Raw genomic sequence first — 15217 nt, forward strand, 5'->3', positions numbered from 1 at the left:
ATGCCGATGTATAGTCGAAATAAGCTGATAAAAAGAGCAATTTTACCAGGAATCCTTTTAACCCTGGTATTTTTTGCGTTACTTGGTCGATTTTTATATATTGAAGTGGCACAAAAAGCACAAGGCCATTCCTTAAAAGGACTTGCAGAAGAAAGAGCGACGAAAGAAGAAGTCTTAACGGCAAGTCGCGGGAATATTTATGACCGACAAGGCCGTTTAGTAGCACAAGACGTGCCTACCTACTCGATTTATGCCATTTTAAAAAAGAGTAAGGATGGCGACTACGTGAAAGATCCAGAAAAAGCAGCGATGCAATTAGCTCCTTTTTTAGGATTTGATGAAAAAGAATTATACAAACGGTTATCAACAAAAAATGTTTACCAAGTAGAATTTGGTACAAGAGGGAAAAACTTAAACCAGGAAGTAAAAGATCAAATTGACGCTTTAAACATCAAGGGGATTCATTTTACGAGAGAGTCTAAACGATTATACCGATATAACGATTTTGCTTCTTATGTGATCGGTTATACGCACAAAAATGATGAATCAGGAAAGCTTCAAGGTGTAATGGGGGTCGAGAAACAGTATAATGACCTGCTAAAACCAAAAGATGGATTGCTCCGTTATCAAGGAGATCGTTATAATCAACAATTACCAAGTGATAAAGAAGTAATCAAACAGCCGCAAAACGGAAAAAATATCTATTTAACGATTGACCCAAATATTCAAAATACGTTAGAGACGACGATGAATCAAGTGAATGAAGCATTTGAACCGAAGCGAATCATGGCAATTGCCGTTCACCCTAAAACAGGAGCGATTCTAGCAATGTCCTCTCGTCCAAGTTTTGATCCAAATTTACGCAATTTAGAATCCTTTACGAATGATGTGATTTCCTCTCGTTATGAACCAGGTTCTACGATGAAAATTTTTACGTTAGCTGCTGCGATTGAATCTGGTGTTTATAATGGACAAAGTTCTTTTCCATCAGGTCAATATAAAGTGCCGGGCGGCGTAATTCGTGACCATAATAGTGGGAGAGGTTGGGGCTCGATTACGTTTGATGAAGGTATAGAGCGTTCGTCAAACGTTGCAGTATCGATATTAGCTCGTGAGAAAATGGGGCTTGATACATTTTATGATTATTTATCTAAATTTGGATTAGACAAAAAAACAAATGTTGATTTACCAGGTGAAATAAATAGTCAGCTTGGTCAAACATACGAAATTGAACGGGTTACAACTGCTTTTGGTCAAGGTTCTGCATTTACGCCGATTCAACTTATACGAGCTGGAACGGCAATTGCGAATGATGGAAAAATGATGGAACCGTATATTGTAGAAAAAGTAGTGGATGAATCGACTGGTAAAGTAGTAAAAGAGCATAAACCTACGGTTGCTGGTACGCCTATTTCAGAACAAACGTCTAAACAAGTTAGAGATGTGTTAGAACGCGTTGTGTATGGGGAATACGGAACAGGAAAAATGTATCAACTAGAAGGTACGCAAGTTGTCGGGAAGACTGGTACAGCCCAAGTGCCAGAAGAAAACGGTCGTGGATATATGACGGGACATGGAAATTACGTCTACTCCTTTTTAGGGATGGCACCAAAAGATGCCCCGGAAATGCTCCTTTATGTTGTAGTAGATCGCCCTAAGTTAGAAGATGGTAAAACTGGGGAAATGGCAGTTTCTACAATTTTTAACGAAGTGATGAAAAGTGGATTAAAATATTTAGAAATTGATTCTAAACAAGGGTCGGAAGAAGCAAAAGCAGAAATGATTACGGTGCCAAATGTGGAAGGATTGGCGATTGCAGATGCGCAAAAAGTATTGACAGACTCAGGATTAGCATCCGTTGTTGTTAGTCAAGGAACGACCGTTCAAAAACAAATTCCAGCAGCTGGAGAAAAGGTGTTGGTAAACGAACGAATCTTGTTACAAGCACAATTACAATTAATGATGCCTGATATGACAGGATGGGCATTGCGTGATGTGTTAAAATTCACACAATTAATGGATGTAAAACCAGAAATGATTGGTACGGGATATGTCATTAGTCAAAATATTCCTGCTCACACAGAAGTGAAAAAAGGAGAGTTTCTTTCGATAGAATTAAGGCCGCCAGATGCGAAGAAGTGATAGAAGAAAAGTTCTAATCGTTTACGTACAAGCATACGCTTCAAATAAGTCCGGAGGTGACGAAGGTGCGTATTTCAAAAAGCGATGTACGTAAACGATTATTTTTTGTTTTAACGTGTACAGTTTTTCTTTTTCTTATATTAATTGCCCGTCTTGGCTACGTTCAATTTTACTTAGGGGACGACTTATATGAAAAAGCAGAAGAGTTATGGAGTCGAAATATCCCTTTTGAACCGAAGCGCGGAGAAATTATTGATCGAAACGGAGAAGTCATTGCGACGAATATTAGTGCTCCATCCGTTTTAGTCGTACCAAGACAAATCGAGCATCCTCAACAAGTGTCAGAAACCCTAGCACCTCTCTTAGAAATGGATGCAAAAAAAGTATATGAATACGTGACAAAGCGTTCTTCGATTGTACGGATACATCCTGAAGGAAGAAAAATGTCTCCGGAAAAAGCAAAACAAATTCAAAGCTTAAAGTTACCTGGCGTGTATGTAGCGGAAGATTCCATTCGTCATTACCCGTACGGTGATGATTTGAGCCATGTTATTGGTTTTAGTGGAATTGATAACCAGGGATTAATGGGAATTGAAAAATATTATGATGAGTTATTGAGTGGAAAAAAAGGCTACGTTCGTTTCTTTTCAGATGCAAAAGGGAAACGGATGCCTAAAATGGCAGATGATTATACATCCCCACTCACTGGCTACGATTTAAAGTTAACAATCGATATGGACGTCCAAACGATTGTTGAACGTGAGCTTGATTTGGCGGAGGCTACGTATCATCCAGATGGAGCGATTGCGATTGCGATGGATCCGAATTCTGGAGAACTATTAGCGATGAGCAGTCGTCCAAATTTTTATCCAGAGCGTTATAAGGAATACCAACCAGAAGTATATAATCGGAATTTACCGATTTGGAGTCAATATGAGCCAGGTTCGACTTTTAAAATTATTACGTTAGCTGCCGCACTAGAAGAAAAGAAAGTAAATTTGCACAATGAGCACTTTTTTGATCCCGGATATGCAGAAGTAGCTGGTGCGCGCTTACGCTGTTGGAAAAAAGGTGGACACGGGGACCAGACATTTTTAGAAGTAGTAGAAAATTCATGCAACCCCGGCTTTGTTGAACTCGGACAACGATTAGGAAAAGACAAACTCTTTTCGTATATTCGCGATTTTGGTTTTGGTTCGAAAACAGGTATTGACTTAGAAGGAGAGGGAACAGGTATTTTGTTTAAATTAGATCGTGTCGGACCAGTAGAGTTAGCAACAACGGCATTTGGACAAGGTGTTTCTGTGACACCCCTTCAACAAGTTACCGCTGTTAGTGCAGCGGTGAATGGCGGAATTTTGTATCAACCATATGTAGCAAAAGAATGGATAGATGCTGATACGAAAGAAACGGTATTACGCCAAGTACCGATTCGAAAACGTCGTGTCATTAGCGAAGACACATCGAAAGAAGTAAGGGAAGCGCTCGAATCTGTCGTAGCAAAAGGAACAGGAAAAGGGGCTTTTGTAGATGGATACCGTGTCGGTGGAAAAACAGGAACGGCTCAAAAAGCGCAGAATGGTGTTTATTTGAAAAATAACCATATCGTATCGTTTATTGGGTTTGCACCAGCAGATGACCCGAAAATTGTCGTGTACGTTGCCATTGATAACCCAAAAGATACGTTGCAATTTGGAGGGGTCGTGGCAGCTCCCATCGTAGGAAAAATTATTGATGATAGTTTACGTGCATTAAAAGAGGAAAAACGGACAGAACAACTAGAAAAAGAACGAACATTTTTAGACGAAGAATATATAGAAGTACCAGATTTGATTGGCCAGACGTATCGGGATGTGTTAGAAGACTCGCATCGACTAAAATTAGATATCACAGGGGAAGGTGAATATATTGTGGAACAATCACCAAAACCTGGGGCGAAAGTGAAAGTTGGCTCGACAATTCGACTATTAATGGATGACAAAGTGATAGAAGAGGATTAAAATAAATAACGGACATAAAAGCCAAGTGGAAGCTTGGCTTCTTTTCATGAGGATATTACTTTTTTGATATACTATGAAAGAATACGTTGATGTATGGACGAAGGAAGGATCGATTACGATGAAATTAAAACGTTTATTAGACGCCTTGTGGATGTACGAATGTGAGGGCAATCAAGCTATTTCGATTCAGTCTGTGGAGATGGATTCAAGACTCGTAAAACAAGGTAGTTTATTTATTTGTATTGAGGGATATACGACAGATGGTCATGAATATATTGAACAAGCGGTCGCAAATGGTGCTGTTGCCATTGTAGCGCAAAAAGAAGTGAAACAGACAAGTGTACCAGTCATTTATGTACCGGATACGAAACGGGCGATGGCCATTATCGCTAATACTTTTTATGGACATCCGACGAAACAAATGAAACTTATCGGGGTAACAGGAACAAATGGTAAAACAACTGTTACCAATATGATTGATACGATTTTAAGAGACCATTGTCATCGAACAGGATTGATTGGTACGATTGAAATGCGTATTGCAGATGAAGTGTTAGAAACAAAAAATACAACACCAGAATCTATTACATTACAAAAAGTATTTGCTAAAATGGTCGAGAAAAATGTAGATACGGCGATTATGGAAGTTTCCTCCCATGCGCTGGATTTAGGACGCGTTCGTGGATGTGATTTTGATATTGCTGTGTTTACTAATTTAACACAAGATCATTTAGATTATCATCATACAATGGAAGAATATCAACAAGCAAAAGGGCTATTATTTAGCCAATTAGGGAATACGTATGACGGTGAAAAAAAGGTAGCGGTTTTAAATGTGGATGATTCTGCTTCGAAAGTGTATGAAAAAATGACAGCTGCACATGTGTTAACGTATGGGATTGACCAAGATGCAGATGTGCGGGCAACGAACATTCAAATGACAGCAAAAGGAACGACCTTTGACGTAACGACGCCATTTGGGCAACAACAAGTATCGATAAAATTAATTGGAAAATTTAATGTTTATAATACGCTAGCGGCCATTGCTGCGACATTAAGTTACGGGCTTCCCCTTTCTGATATTGTTGCTTCATTAGCAAACATAAAAGGTGTTAGTGGCCGGTTTGAAGTAGTCGATGAACAGACGCCGTATACAGTTATTGTTGATTATGCACATACACCAGACAGTTTATTAAATGTGCTAAAAACGGCTCGGCAAATTGTTCATGGCGAATTGTCTGTCGTCGTGGGTTGCGGCGGAGATAGAGACCGTACGAAACGTCCAAAAATGGCGCAAATTGCTGTGAAAGAAGCGGATGTTCGAATTTTTACATCCGATAATCCACGTACAGAAAATCCAGAACAAATATTACGCGATATGGAAGCGGGAGTTGTGGGAGAAGAGTATACCACGATTGTGAATCGGAAAGAGGCGATTTTTCGCGCGGTTCATCTTGCACAACCTGGTGATGTGATTATCATTGCGGGAAAAGGGCATGAAGATTATCAAATTATTGGAAAAGAAGTCCATCATTTTGACGATCGAGAAGTAGCGCGCGCGGCGATAAAGGAGAAGACAAATGCAAATAACTAGCACTTTTATTCAAACTGCCTATCCGTCTTATACAGGAACAGAAGAAATAACGTTTACTTCTGTTTTTACAGATAGTCGTAAACAAGTGGAACAGGGGTTATTTGTTCCACTTGTTGGCGAACATTTTGACGGGCATTCATTTATTCAAAAAGCAGTCGCAAGCGGTGCCGTTGCATCGTTATGGCAAACAGATCATCCAGTACCAGAAGGTGTATCGATTCCGCTTTTTCTTGTAGAAGATACGTTACTAACATTACAAACGATTGCAAAAATGTATGTCCAAAAATGCAAACCAACCGTTATTGGCGTTACAGGAAGTAATGGGAAAACGACAACGAAAGATATGATAGAAGCAGTTTGTCAAACGACCTATAAAACGTACAAAACACAAGGGAATTTTAATAACCATATTGGGTTACCACTTACCATTCTTTCGATGCCAGAAGAGACAGAAGTGCTCATTTTAGAAATGGGAATGAGTGGATTTGGTGAAATTTCTTTGCTAACGAAGATTGCGAATCCTTCCATCGCAGTAATTACCAATATTGGGGATTCACATTTAGAACAATTAAAATCTAGAGAAAACATTGCGAAAGCAAAACTCGAGATTACAGAAGGATTAACAGCTGATGGCGTTTTAATTATAGATGGAGATGAACCTTTGTTAAACCAAGAAAAAGACAAGATGCGGACGATTTCTTGTGGATGGACAAAAAAAAATAATTGGTTCGTTCATCATATAGAAGAAAAAAATCACGGTCTTTCTTTTCAATTAAATGATACGGTTGATTCGTATTATATTCCTTATTTAGGTGAGCATAATGTTAAAAATGCGACATATGCCATTGCTGTTGGACATCGTCTGACTATTCCAGTTGAACAAATAAAAGAAGGATTAGCAAAATTGGTGTTAACGGGGATGCGTTTTGAAACGGTGCAAGACAACAGAAGCGGGGCATTACTGATTAATGATGCATACAATGCAAGCCCGACATCGATGAAAGCAGCATTAACGACTTTTTCGCAAATAAAAGGGTATCCGAAAAAAATTGCTGTATTAGGAGATATGTATGAGCTAGGAGCGAATGAAAAACAAATGCATGAATCGGTTGTAGAAACAATCGGTGAATCAGTAACGTTCGTTTTAACTGTTGGAGAAAAGTCGAAATGGATTCACGACAAGGTACGTCGTGTTAAACCAAATGTTGCAACGCAGCATGTTCAAACAAAAGAAGAAGCAGTAAACATTGTAAAAGAAAAATTAGATGCAAAGACAGTCGTATTGTTTAAAGCAAGTCGTGGCATGGCATTAGAAACAATCATCGATGGATTAATAAAGGAGGAACACGATCATGAGTAATTCCATTTTTATTATGACTTTATTTGTAGCATTTATTATCGCAATTGTAATTTCTCCTTTTTTTATCCCATTTTTACAGCGTTTAAAATTTGGTCAAAGCATTCGGAAAGAAGGACCAAGTTGGCATCAAAGTAAATCAGGTACTCCAACAATGGGGGGAATCGTGATTTTGTTATCCGTCGTTCTTGCAACAATTGGAATCGGCATTTTCTTTGATGTGATGAACGTAGAAACCTATTTATTGTTATTTGTTTTGTTAGGGTATGGATTAATTGGATTTTTAGATGATTTTATTAAAGTAGTAATGAAACGGAATTTAGGGTTAACGTCTAAACAAAAATTATTCGGTCAATTGCTCATCGCCATCATTTTCTTTTTTGTTTTAAAACAAACAGAATACGAAACGACCGTTGCCATACCAGGTACAGACATTCATTTTGATTTAGGGTGGATGTACGTTATCTTTTTAATTTTTATGTTAGTGGGAGCATCAAATGCGGTTAATTTAACAGATGGATTAGATGGTTTGTTATCTGGAACAGCAGCCATTGCTTTTGGTACATATGCCGTATTAGCCTACAACTTAGAACAATATGAAGTGGCTATTTTTTCTATTGCTATTGTTGGTGCTGTATTAGGGTTTTTAGTATTTAACGCTCACCCGGCGAAAGTATTTATGGGGGATACTGGTTCTCTTGCGTTAGGTGGAGCGATTGCAGCCATTGCGATTTTAACTAAAATGGAATTGTTATTAATTTTAATTGGTGGCGTGTTTGTGTTAGAAACGTTATCCGTTATTATTCAAGTGACTTCCTTTAAACTAACGGGAAAACGAGTGTTTAAAATGAGTCCACTGCACCATCATTTTGAAATGAGCGGGTGGAGTGAATGGCGTGTAGTGATTACTTTTTGGCTAGTCGGATTGTTATTTGCAGGATTAGCTATTTATATGGAGGTGTGGATGTAAATGAAAAAGGATAGTCAAATAGAAAATAAAAAAGTGTTCGTATTAGGATTAGCAAAAAGCGGTGCAGCCGTTAGCCGAGTCCTTCACAATGTCGGTTGTTCTTTGCTTGTGAATGATTTAAAACGGTATGAAGAAAATGAAGAAGCACAACAATTAGAACAACTAGGTATTTCAGTTATTTGTGGCCGACATGCAGAAAAAGAGCTGGACGAATCTTTTGATGTATTAGTGAAAAATCCAGGGATTCCGTATACAAATCCGATTGTAGAAAAAGCAATCGCTTTACATATTCCAGTCGTCACTGAAGTGGAAATTGCCTCACTCATTAGCGAGGCACCAATCATCGGGATTACCGGTTCCAATGGAAAAACGACGACTACCACGTTAATTTATGAAATATTAAAAGCAAGTCAGAAACATCCGTTAATTGCTGGAAATATTGGAACAGTGGCGAGTTCGGTAGCTGAAAAAGCAAAATCATATGAAGTGATGGTGACGGAATTATCTAGCTTTCAATTACAAGGAACGCTTCAGTTTCATCCCAAAATTGCGGTATTATTAAATTTATTTGATGCTCATTTAGATTACCATGGAACGAAAGAAGCCTATATTAAAGCAAAAGCTAATATTTTTGCCGATCAAACGAAAGAAGATTATGCCGTTTTAAATATGGATGATGAAACGGTTTGGTCTTTACGTCATCAAATAAACAGTACCATTGTGCCATTTTCTCAAACGAAAGAAGCAAAAGATGGTGCATATGTGCACGAACAAATGATTTATTTTAAAGAACAACCTATTATCGCTATCAAAGACATTGCATTACCAGGAAATCATAACATTGAGAACATTTTAGCAGCAGTTGCAACGACTAAATTGTATGGTGCAACGAATGAAGCGATTGTGCACGTATTAAAAGCGTTCCCAGGAGTGGAGCATCGGTTGCAATATGTGACAGAAAAAAAAGGACGAAAGTTTTATAATGATTCGAAAGCAACGAATATGTTAGCGACACAAAAAGCACTTTCAGCTTTTACACAACCGATTGTCTTGATTGCTGGTGGATTAGATAGAGGGAACGGGTTTGATGATTTGATTCCATATTTTTCACATGTCCGTGCTTTAGTCACATATGGGGAAACAAAACATAAATTAAAAGATTCCGCAGAAAAAGCGGGAGTAAAAAAAATTTTTGTCGTAGAAACGTTAGAAGAAGCAGTAGGTGATGCATGGAACGCCTCAGAAGAAGGAGATATTGTTTTATTATCACCTGCTTGTGCGAGTTGGGATCAATTTAAAACGTTTGAACAACGTGGTGACATGTTTGTCCATTTTGTGCATACATTACTATAAAGAAAGTGGGAGATGGTCCGTTAACTAAGAGCATCGAAAACTACGTCTTTGTTTTGATATGGAATAAAAATGGATGAGGTGAAAGGGCATGTCGCTTCAAAAAAAAACAATGCCAGACGTTATCTTAATGGTAGTCACTTTTTTATTGCTTACTATCGGAATGATTATGGTATATAGTTCGAGTGCGATTTGGGCAAACTACAAATTTGAGGACCCTTTTTACTTTTTGAAGCGGCAATTGTTATTCACATTATTCGGGATTGTTTTCATGATCGGAATGATGAATATTCCGTATCTCTTTTGGAAAACGAAAGCGAAATTTTTATTGCTTATTTGTTTTAGTTTATTACTGATTGTCTTGATTCCGGGTGTTGGTTTAGTTCGTGGTGGAGCAAGAAGTTGGCTAGGAATTGGTGCTTTTTCGATTCAGCCATCAGAATTTATGAAATTAGCCATGATTTTCTTTTTGGCATATTATTTGTCCATATCGCAACAAAAAATACAATCTTTTTATAAAGGATTATTTCCACCATTAGCGATTCTTTTTTTTGCATTTGGGTTAATTATGTTACAACCAGATTTAGGCACCGGTGCCGTGATGGTCATGACGTGTATGCTGATGCTATATATTGGTGGGGCGAAAACAAGCCACTTTATGGTGTTGATTGGGATAGGTGTGGCTGGATTTATCGGGCTCATTTTATCTGCTCCATACCGGATTAAACGAATCACTTCCTTTTTAGATCCATGGCAAGATCCGTTAGGAAGTGGTTTTCAAATCATTCAATCGTTGTACGCCATTGGGCCTGGTGGATTACTTGGCCTTGGACTTGGTCAAAGTCGACAAAAGTTTTATTACTTGCCAGAGCCACAGACTGACTTTATTTTTGCCATTGTGTCCGAAGAACTTGGCTTTATCGGGGGAGCATTCGTCCTGTTGTTATTTGCCATTCTTTTTATTCGAGGAATGCGAATAGCCCTTTTAGCACCAGATTCATTTGGTACTTTTTTGGCCATCGGAATTATTTCGATGGTTGCGATTCAAGTAATTATTAACATAGGAGTTGTAACAGGCCTTTTTCCTGTAACAGGTATCACGTTGCCCTTAATGAGTTATGGTGGATCTTCGTTAACGCTAATGCTTGGTGCAATAGGGATTCTATTAAATATTAGTCGATATGCAAAAGTGTAAATTTTTATTTGACAATCCTTCTGTTTCGTTCTAATCTAACTAAAGAATGAACCCTATTAATAGGGTTCATTCTTATTTAAGGAGGAACTTATACGATGAAAGTAATTGTGAGCGGTGGAGGTACCGGTGGCCATATTTATCCAGCATTAAGTATTATTCACGAAATAAAAAAACAAGAGCCTGATGCAGAATTTTTATACATCGGAACACGCAAAGGATTAGAGTTTGAAATTGTTCAAAAAGAAGGAATACCTTTTAAAGCAATAGATATAACTGGTTTTAAACGTAGTCTTTCGGTTGATAATATAAAAACAATTATTCGTTTTTTACGGGCCAATCAAAAGGCAAAAAGAATGATTAAAAGTTTTCAACCGGATGTCGTCATTGGAACAGGGGGGTATGTGTGTGGGCCAGTTGTGTACGCAGCAGCAAAATTACACATCCCAACATTTATTCATGAACAAAATAGTGTACCAGGATTAACAAATAAATTTTTGAGTCGATATGTAGATAAAATTTTTGTTCAATTTGAAGAATCCGTAAATATGTTTCCAAAAGAAAAAACCATCGTTGTCGGTAATCCACGAGCAAGTGTCGTTGTTGGAGCAGATGGAGACAAAGGACGACAATCGCTCATGATTCCGAAAGAAAAAAAGATTGCGTTAATTGTTGGAGGAAGCAGGGGTGCTCGACCAATTAATGGAGCGGTGTTATCAATGTTATCGGAATTAAAAAATAGAGAATACCATGTCGTTTATGTGACGGGAACTGTTCATTATGACAAAGTAAAAGAAGAAATGGATCGAATCGAAGATGTACATAACGTAACGGTCGTGCCGTTTATTCATAATATGCAAGAAGTATTGAATAGCATTCATTTAATCGTAAGTAGAGCAGGGGCAACGACTTTGGCGGAAATAAGCGTGTTAGGAATTCCGTCTATTTTGATTCCAAGTCCGTACGTTACTAATAATCATCAAGAAAAAAATGCTCGCTCATTAGAGCAACACGAAGCAGCGGTTGTTCTTTTAGAACAAAAATTAACAGGAGAACGATTACTTAATGAAATGGATCGTATTATGTTGAATAAAGATGTTTGGGAAACGATGCATAAAGCTTCTGAAAAATTAGGGAAAAAAGAAGCTGGTTATACCATATATAAAGTAATGAAAGCGTATGTAAAAGGAAAGTAGGTGAAGACAACATGGAAAAAGCGTATCAACGTTTAAAACAATTACAAGTGGGGAATGTACAAAAAGGGGAAATTCTTTCGAATCATACAACGATGCGAATAGGAGGCCCTGCTGAACTCTTTATTCAACCTAATAGTATAGAACATTTACAAATGACCGTTACAGTGCTGAAAGAAGAAAATATTCCATGGCGTGTGATTGGGCGAGGGTCTAATTTGTTAATTCCAGACGAAGGATTAAAAGGAGCCGTGATTAACTTAGGTCAAGGACTAGAACACCTTGAAATAAATGGAGAAGAAATAAAAGTTGGTGGCGGATATCCTTTAGTAAAACTTTCTGCTGTTATTAGCAAAAAAGGTTTAAGTGGACTAGAGTTTGCAGGTGGTATACCAGCTTCTGTTGGCGGAGCTGTATATATGAATGCAGGAGCCCATGGTTCGGATATGTCAAAAATTTTAAAAAAGGCTCATATTTTATTTGAAGATGGATCTTTCATATGGTTATCGAAGGAAAAAATGGAATTTTCTTATCGAACGAGTATATTGCAACGAAAAAAAGGCATTTGTGTAGAAGCTGTTTTTCAACTTAAAAAAGGCAATACAGAAGAAATTGTAAATCGAATGAAATATTATAAAGAGTACAGAAAAGATACTCAGCCGTGGGACTATCCGTGTGCCGGAAGTATTTTTCGTAATCCACTGCCAAAATATGCGGGACAATTAATCGAAGAACTCGGTTTAAAAGGAAAACAAATAGGTGGAGCGCAAATTTCTCCGAAACACGCTAACTTTATCGTTAATACAGGAAAAGCAACTGCTCATGATGTAGAAGCTTTAATTCGATACGTTCAAGATGAAATTTATCAACATTATCAAATAAAAATAGAAACGGAAATCGAACGAATCGAAACGAAAAAAGACGAATGAAAGACGGCATCTTTAGTATGCCGTTTTCCTTTTTTACATAAGTTTTTTTAACCCCTTATGAACGGGCAGTAAGTCCCCCAATTTATAGGAGATTTCTATTTTTACCTTTATTTAAATAAGGTAGTAGGGAAGAATAAAACATTCATTCGTCCTAGTCAACGGAAAAATATACATAATACTGTACGAAACATGTAAGGTATACAAAAAAATTAATGCCCGAGTGGTCAAAAGATTGAATGAAAAGAAATACTATTTAATTATTTGAAAAGTAGGGATGAAGAGATGAGTTCGGAACAAAATAAAATTGTGAATATTGAGGATCGTATTCCGAAGTTAAAAGAGCATCGAAAAAAGAAGGCCAATCGTCGGTTATTATTATACATGTCCATTTTTTTTCTGCTCATTTTATTAACCATTTATCTCCAATCTCCTTATAGTGAAATTAAAAAAATTACAATTAAGGGAAATTATTATGTAAATGAGGGATTGATCATTCAAAAAAGCGGACTTCATTCTGGGAAAAATATGTGGGGCTTTCAAGCGACGTTTATCGAAAAAAGAGTGAATGAAATTCCCTACATTGAAACAACCACGGTTTCAAGAAAACTGCCGAATGAAATTCGTATTATTGTAAAAGAATTTGAACCTACAGCGTACATAAAAGGTGACAAAGGTTTTATACCCGTTTTACAAAACGGGGAAACGTTGCCATCTATTTCTAATCGATCCTTGAAGTTAGACGCCCCTATTATTGTCGGGTTCAACGAAAAAAAAGAAGACGTTCCATTAGTTGCGGAACAAATTACAAAATTACCAACGACAATTAATAGACGTGTATCTGAAATTCATCGAATAGAAGTGAACGGGCAAGTGTTATTAAAAGTGTATACAACCGATCAATTGATAGTAATCGCTCCTTTTTCCGACTTTGCTGAAAAAATGATGTTATATCCATCGATTATTAAACAAATTACACCAGGGGAAAAAGGGATTATTCATTTAGAAGTCAGTCCTTATTTTGAAGCAATTCCTCCTGAAGGTAGTGAAAATGAATGAAGGTAAAAGAACGTCATTTATGGCTCTCTATTGTACTATTTGTTTTTGGCTTTATGGTTGCTATTTCCTATCAATATGCACAAAAAACAAAAAAAGCACAAGATTTTTTGTGGGAAAGAGAGTCTAATTTACAATCAGAACTTATTGCAGCAGAAGAAAAAAGTTTGAAATATGAACAAAGATTACGTGTATTAAAAGAGGAAGTAGAACAAGAAGAGCAAAAAAAACAATCAAAGGAAGCGGATACTGCAAATATTGTGCAAAAAATTAATGAATACCGATTAATCACTGGTGAAAAAGATGTTTCAGGACCTGGAGTAGTTGTTACGTTATCTGATTCACAATATGAATTAGGGAAAGTAAATCCTAATGATTACATTGTTCATGAGCGTCACATTCGCCAAGTTATTTCAGAATTAAATGTCGCAGGAGCAGAAGCGATTAGTGTCAATGGTCAAAGGTTAACAAATCGTTCGTATATTTCATGTATTGGCCCAGTTATATTAGTCGATGGGAAAGAGTTTCCTGCTCCTTTTACAATTGAAGCAATAGGTAATCAAACGACATTACATAAAGCTTTAACGTTAAAAGGAAGTTTGGTGGATCAGCTCGTACAAGATGGCATTGAAGTGAAAATAGAAACAAAAGATAAGCTTGAAATGAGAGCTGTATATGGTAGGGAAGGAGCTATCAAATGACTTCTCGGTCCGTTATTTTTGCTATTATTACGTTTATCATAGGCTTGATGATAGCTGTTCAAATTCAAACAATGCGTCAGCCGCTAAAACGTGAAACAACAGACAGCATTGAAATACGAAAAAAAATTGATTTTGAAAAGAAACATCAACATCAATTATTGTCGGATATTCGGAATTATGAACAATTGTTAAGTGATTATAAACAAGGAGATAAAAAAGAAAGCGAAGAAGCATTAGAAAAAACATGGATGCAACTAAAAGAAAAAGCGGGAGAAACCGATGTGACAGGGAAAGGATTAACTATTACGTTACAACCTTTGTTTTCCAAAGAGATGCTCGGGGAAGAACAGGTAACATTATCTCCTTCCTTACTATCAGAATTATTAAACCAAGTGTACGTATATGGTGCCTCCGCTATCGCTGTTGGAAATGAACGAATGATTAGTACGAGTTCTATTCGGGAAGTGAACAAGAAATTATATGTCAATCAAACTGATATTGGTGATTTACCGGTAACGATTACGATTGTAAGTAAAGACCCAGAACGATTATGGAATAAACTACTCGCAACAGATCTTGCAGATTATTTTGCAGTTGATAACGTAGAATTAGTAGTATCAGACATACAAGATGTAACAGTCCCCAAATATACAAAACCATTAAAAGTAGAATATTTGAAATGAGAGCATATATTCATTTGTTCTATTTAATTTTCTTTTGCGAGTGATATTGAGAT

12 protein-coding genes are annotated in these 15217 nt (G+C 37.1%); all 12 read left to right on the forward strand.

Features of this window, described 5'->3' with window-relative positions:
- The first annotated feature begins 6 nt into the window (after positions 1-6).
- The 12 genes from BN1372_RS05055 to BN1372_RS05110 all read left to right on the forward strand — a co-directional run bounded on the left by BN1372_RS05055 (position 7) and on the right by BN1372_RS05110 (position 15164).
- Positions 7-2142 (forward strand): penicillin-binding protein, encoded by a 2136-nt coding sequence (locus tag BN1372_RS05055; protein ID WP_187118394.1) that lies wholly within the window; start codon positions 7-9, stop codon positions 2140-2142.
- A gap of 65 nt (positions 2143-2207) precedes the next feature.
- The gene (locus BN1372_RS05060) at positions 2208-4142 is read left to right on the forward strand and encodes a stage V sporulation protein D (protein WP_062197766.1); all 1935 of its coding nucleotides are present in this window, start codon (positions 2208-2210) and stop codon (positions 4140-4142) included.
- A 118-nt stretch (positions 4143-4260) separates the two neighbouring features.
- Entirely contained in the window at positions 4261-5736 is a 1476-nt protein-coding gene (locus BN1372_RS05065; RefSeq protein ID WP_062201109.1) for a UDP-N-acetylmuramoyl-L-alanyl-D-glutamate--2,6-diaminopimelate ligase, read from the forward strand.
- On the forward strand, positions 5723-7096 hold the full coding sequence (locus BN1372_RS05070; RefSeq protein ID WP_062197767.1) for a UDP-N-acetylmuramoyl-tripeptide--D-alanyl-D-alanine ligase: 1374 nt from the start codon (positions 5723-5725) through the stop codon (positions 7094-7096). The genes BN1372_RS05065 and BN1372_RS05070 overlap by 14 nt, the downstream gene beginning before the upstream one ends.
- The gene (gene mraY / locus BN1372_RS05075; RefSeq protein WP_062197768.1) at positions 7089-8063 is read left to right on the forward strand and encodes a phospho-N-acetylmuramoyl-pentapeptide-transferase; all 975 of its coding nucleotides are present in this window, start codon (positions 7089-7091) and stop codon (positions 8061-8063) included. Before BN1372_RS05070 ends, mraY begins: the two co-directional genes overlap by 8 nt.
- The gene (murD, locus tag BN1372_RS05080; RefSeq protein ID WP_062197769.1) at positions 8064-9416 is read left to right on the forward strand and encodes a UDP-N-acetylmuramoyl-L-alanine--D-glutamate ligase; all 1353 of its coding nucleotides are present in this window, start codon (positions 8064-8066) and stop codon (positions 9414-9416) included.
- 88 nt (positions 9417-9504) lie between these two features.
- Complete coding sequence (spoVE, locus tag BN1372_RS05085) at positions 9505-10608, forward strand: stage V sporulation protein E (protein WP_062197770.1); 1104 nt, start codon at positions 9505-9507, stop codon at positions 10606-10608.
- Between the two features lie 95 nt (positions 10609-10703).
- Complete coding sequence (gene murG, locus BN1372_RS05090; protein ID WP_062197771.1) at positions 10704-11801, forward strand: undecaprenyldiphospho-muramoylpentapeptide beta-N-acetylglucosaminyltransferase; 1098 nt, start codon at positions 10704-10706, stop codon at positions 11799-11801.
- An 11-nt stretch (positions 11802-11812) separates the two neighbouring features.
- A complete protein-coding gene (murB, locus tag BN1372_RS05095) occupies positions 11813-12727 on the forward strand; it encodes a UDP-N-acetylmuramate dehydrogenase (RefSeq protein WP_062197772.1) in 915 nt (304 codons plus the stop codon).
- Positions 12728-13009: 282 nt separating this feature from the next.
- Positions 13010-13783: a cell division protein FtsQ/DivIB gene (locus BN1372_RS05100; RefSeq protein WP_062197773.1), complete on the forward strand. Its 774-nt coding sequence runs from the start codon at positions 13010-13012 to the stop codon at positions 13781-13783.
- A complete protein-coding gene (locus BN1372_RS05105; protein ID WP_062197774.1) occupies positions 13780-14481 on the forward strand; it encodes a DUF881 domain-containing protein in 702 nt (233 codons plus the stop codon). The genes BN1372_RS05100 and BN1372_RS05105 overlap by 4 nt, the downstream gene beginning before the upstream one ends.
- Positions 14478-15164 (forward strand): DUF881 domain-containing protein, encoded by a 687-nt coding sequence (locus tag BN1372_RS05110; protein ID WP_062197775.1) that lies wholly within the window; start codon positions 14478-14480, stop codon positions 15162-15164. Before BN1372_RS05105 ends, BN1372_RS05110 begins: the two co-directional genes overlap by 4 nt.
- Positions 15165-15217: the final 53 nt, after the last annotated feature.

Source organism: Massilibacterium senegalense, assembly GCF_001375675.1.
In the GTDB taxonomy this organism is placed as follows: Bacteria; Bacillota; Bacilli; order Bacillales; family Massilibacteriaceae; genus Massilibacterium; species Massilibacterium senegalense.

Excerpts from the sequence above, each read along its gene's own strand:
- BN1372_RS05055 (WP_187118394.1), top strand. The coding sequence starts at position 7 with ATGTATAGTCGAAATAAGCTGATAAAAAGAGCAATTTTACCAGGAATC.
- BN1372_RS05065 (WP_062201109.1), top strand. The coding sequence starts at position 4,261 with ATGAAATTAAAACGTTTATTAGACGCCTTGTGGATGTACGAATGTGAG.
- BN1372_RS05070 (WP_062197767.1), top strand. The coding sequence starts at position 5,723 with ATGCAAATAACTAGCACTTTTATTCAAACTGCCTATCCGTCTTATACA.
- mraY (WP_062197768.1), top strand. The coding sequence starts at position 7,089 with ATGAGTAATTCCATTTTTATTATGACTTTATTTGTAGCATTTATTATC.
- murD (WP_062197769.1), top strand. The coding sequence starts at position 8,064 with ATGAAAAAGGATAGTCAAATAGAAAATAAAAAAGTGTTCGTATTAGGA.
- spoVE (WP_062197770.1), top strand. The coding sequence starts at position 9,505 with ATGTCGCTTCAAAAAAAAACAATGCCAGACGTTATCTTAATGGTAGTC.
- murG (WP_062197771.1), top strand. The coding sequence starts at position 10,704 with ATGAAAGTAATTGTGAGCGGTGGAGGTACCGGTGGCCATATTTATCCA.
- murB (WP_062197772.1), top strand. The coding sequence starts at position 11,813 with ATGGAAAAAGCGTATCAACGTTTAAAACAATTACAAGTGGGGAATGTA.
- BN1372_RS05100 (WP_062197773.1), top strand. The coding sequence starts at position 13,010 with ATGAGTTCGGAACAAAATAAAATTGTGAATATTGAGGATCGTATTCCG.
- BN1372_RS05105 (WP_062197774.1), top strand. The coding sequence starts at position 13,780 with ATGAAGGTAAAAGAACGTCATTTATGGCTCTCTATTGTACTATTTGTT.
- BN1372_RS05110 (WP_062197775.1), top strand. The coding sequence starts at position 14,478 with ATGACTTCTCGGTCCGTTATTTTTGCTATTATTACGTTTATCATAGGC.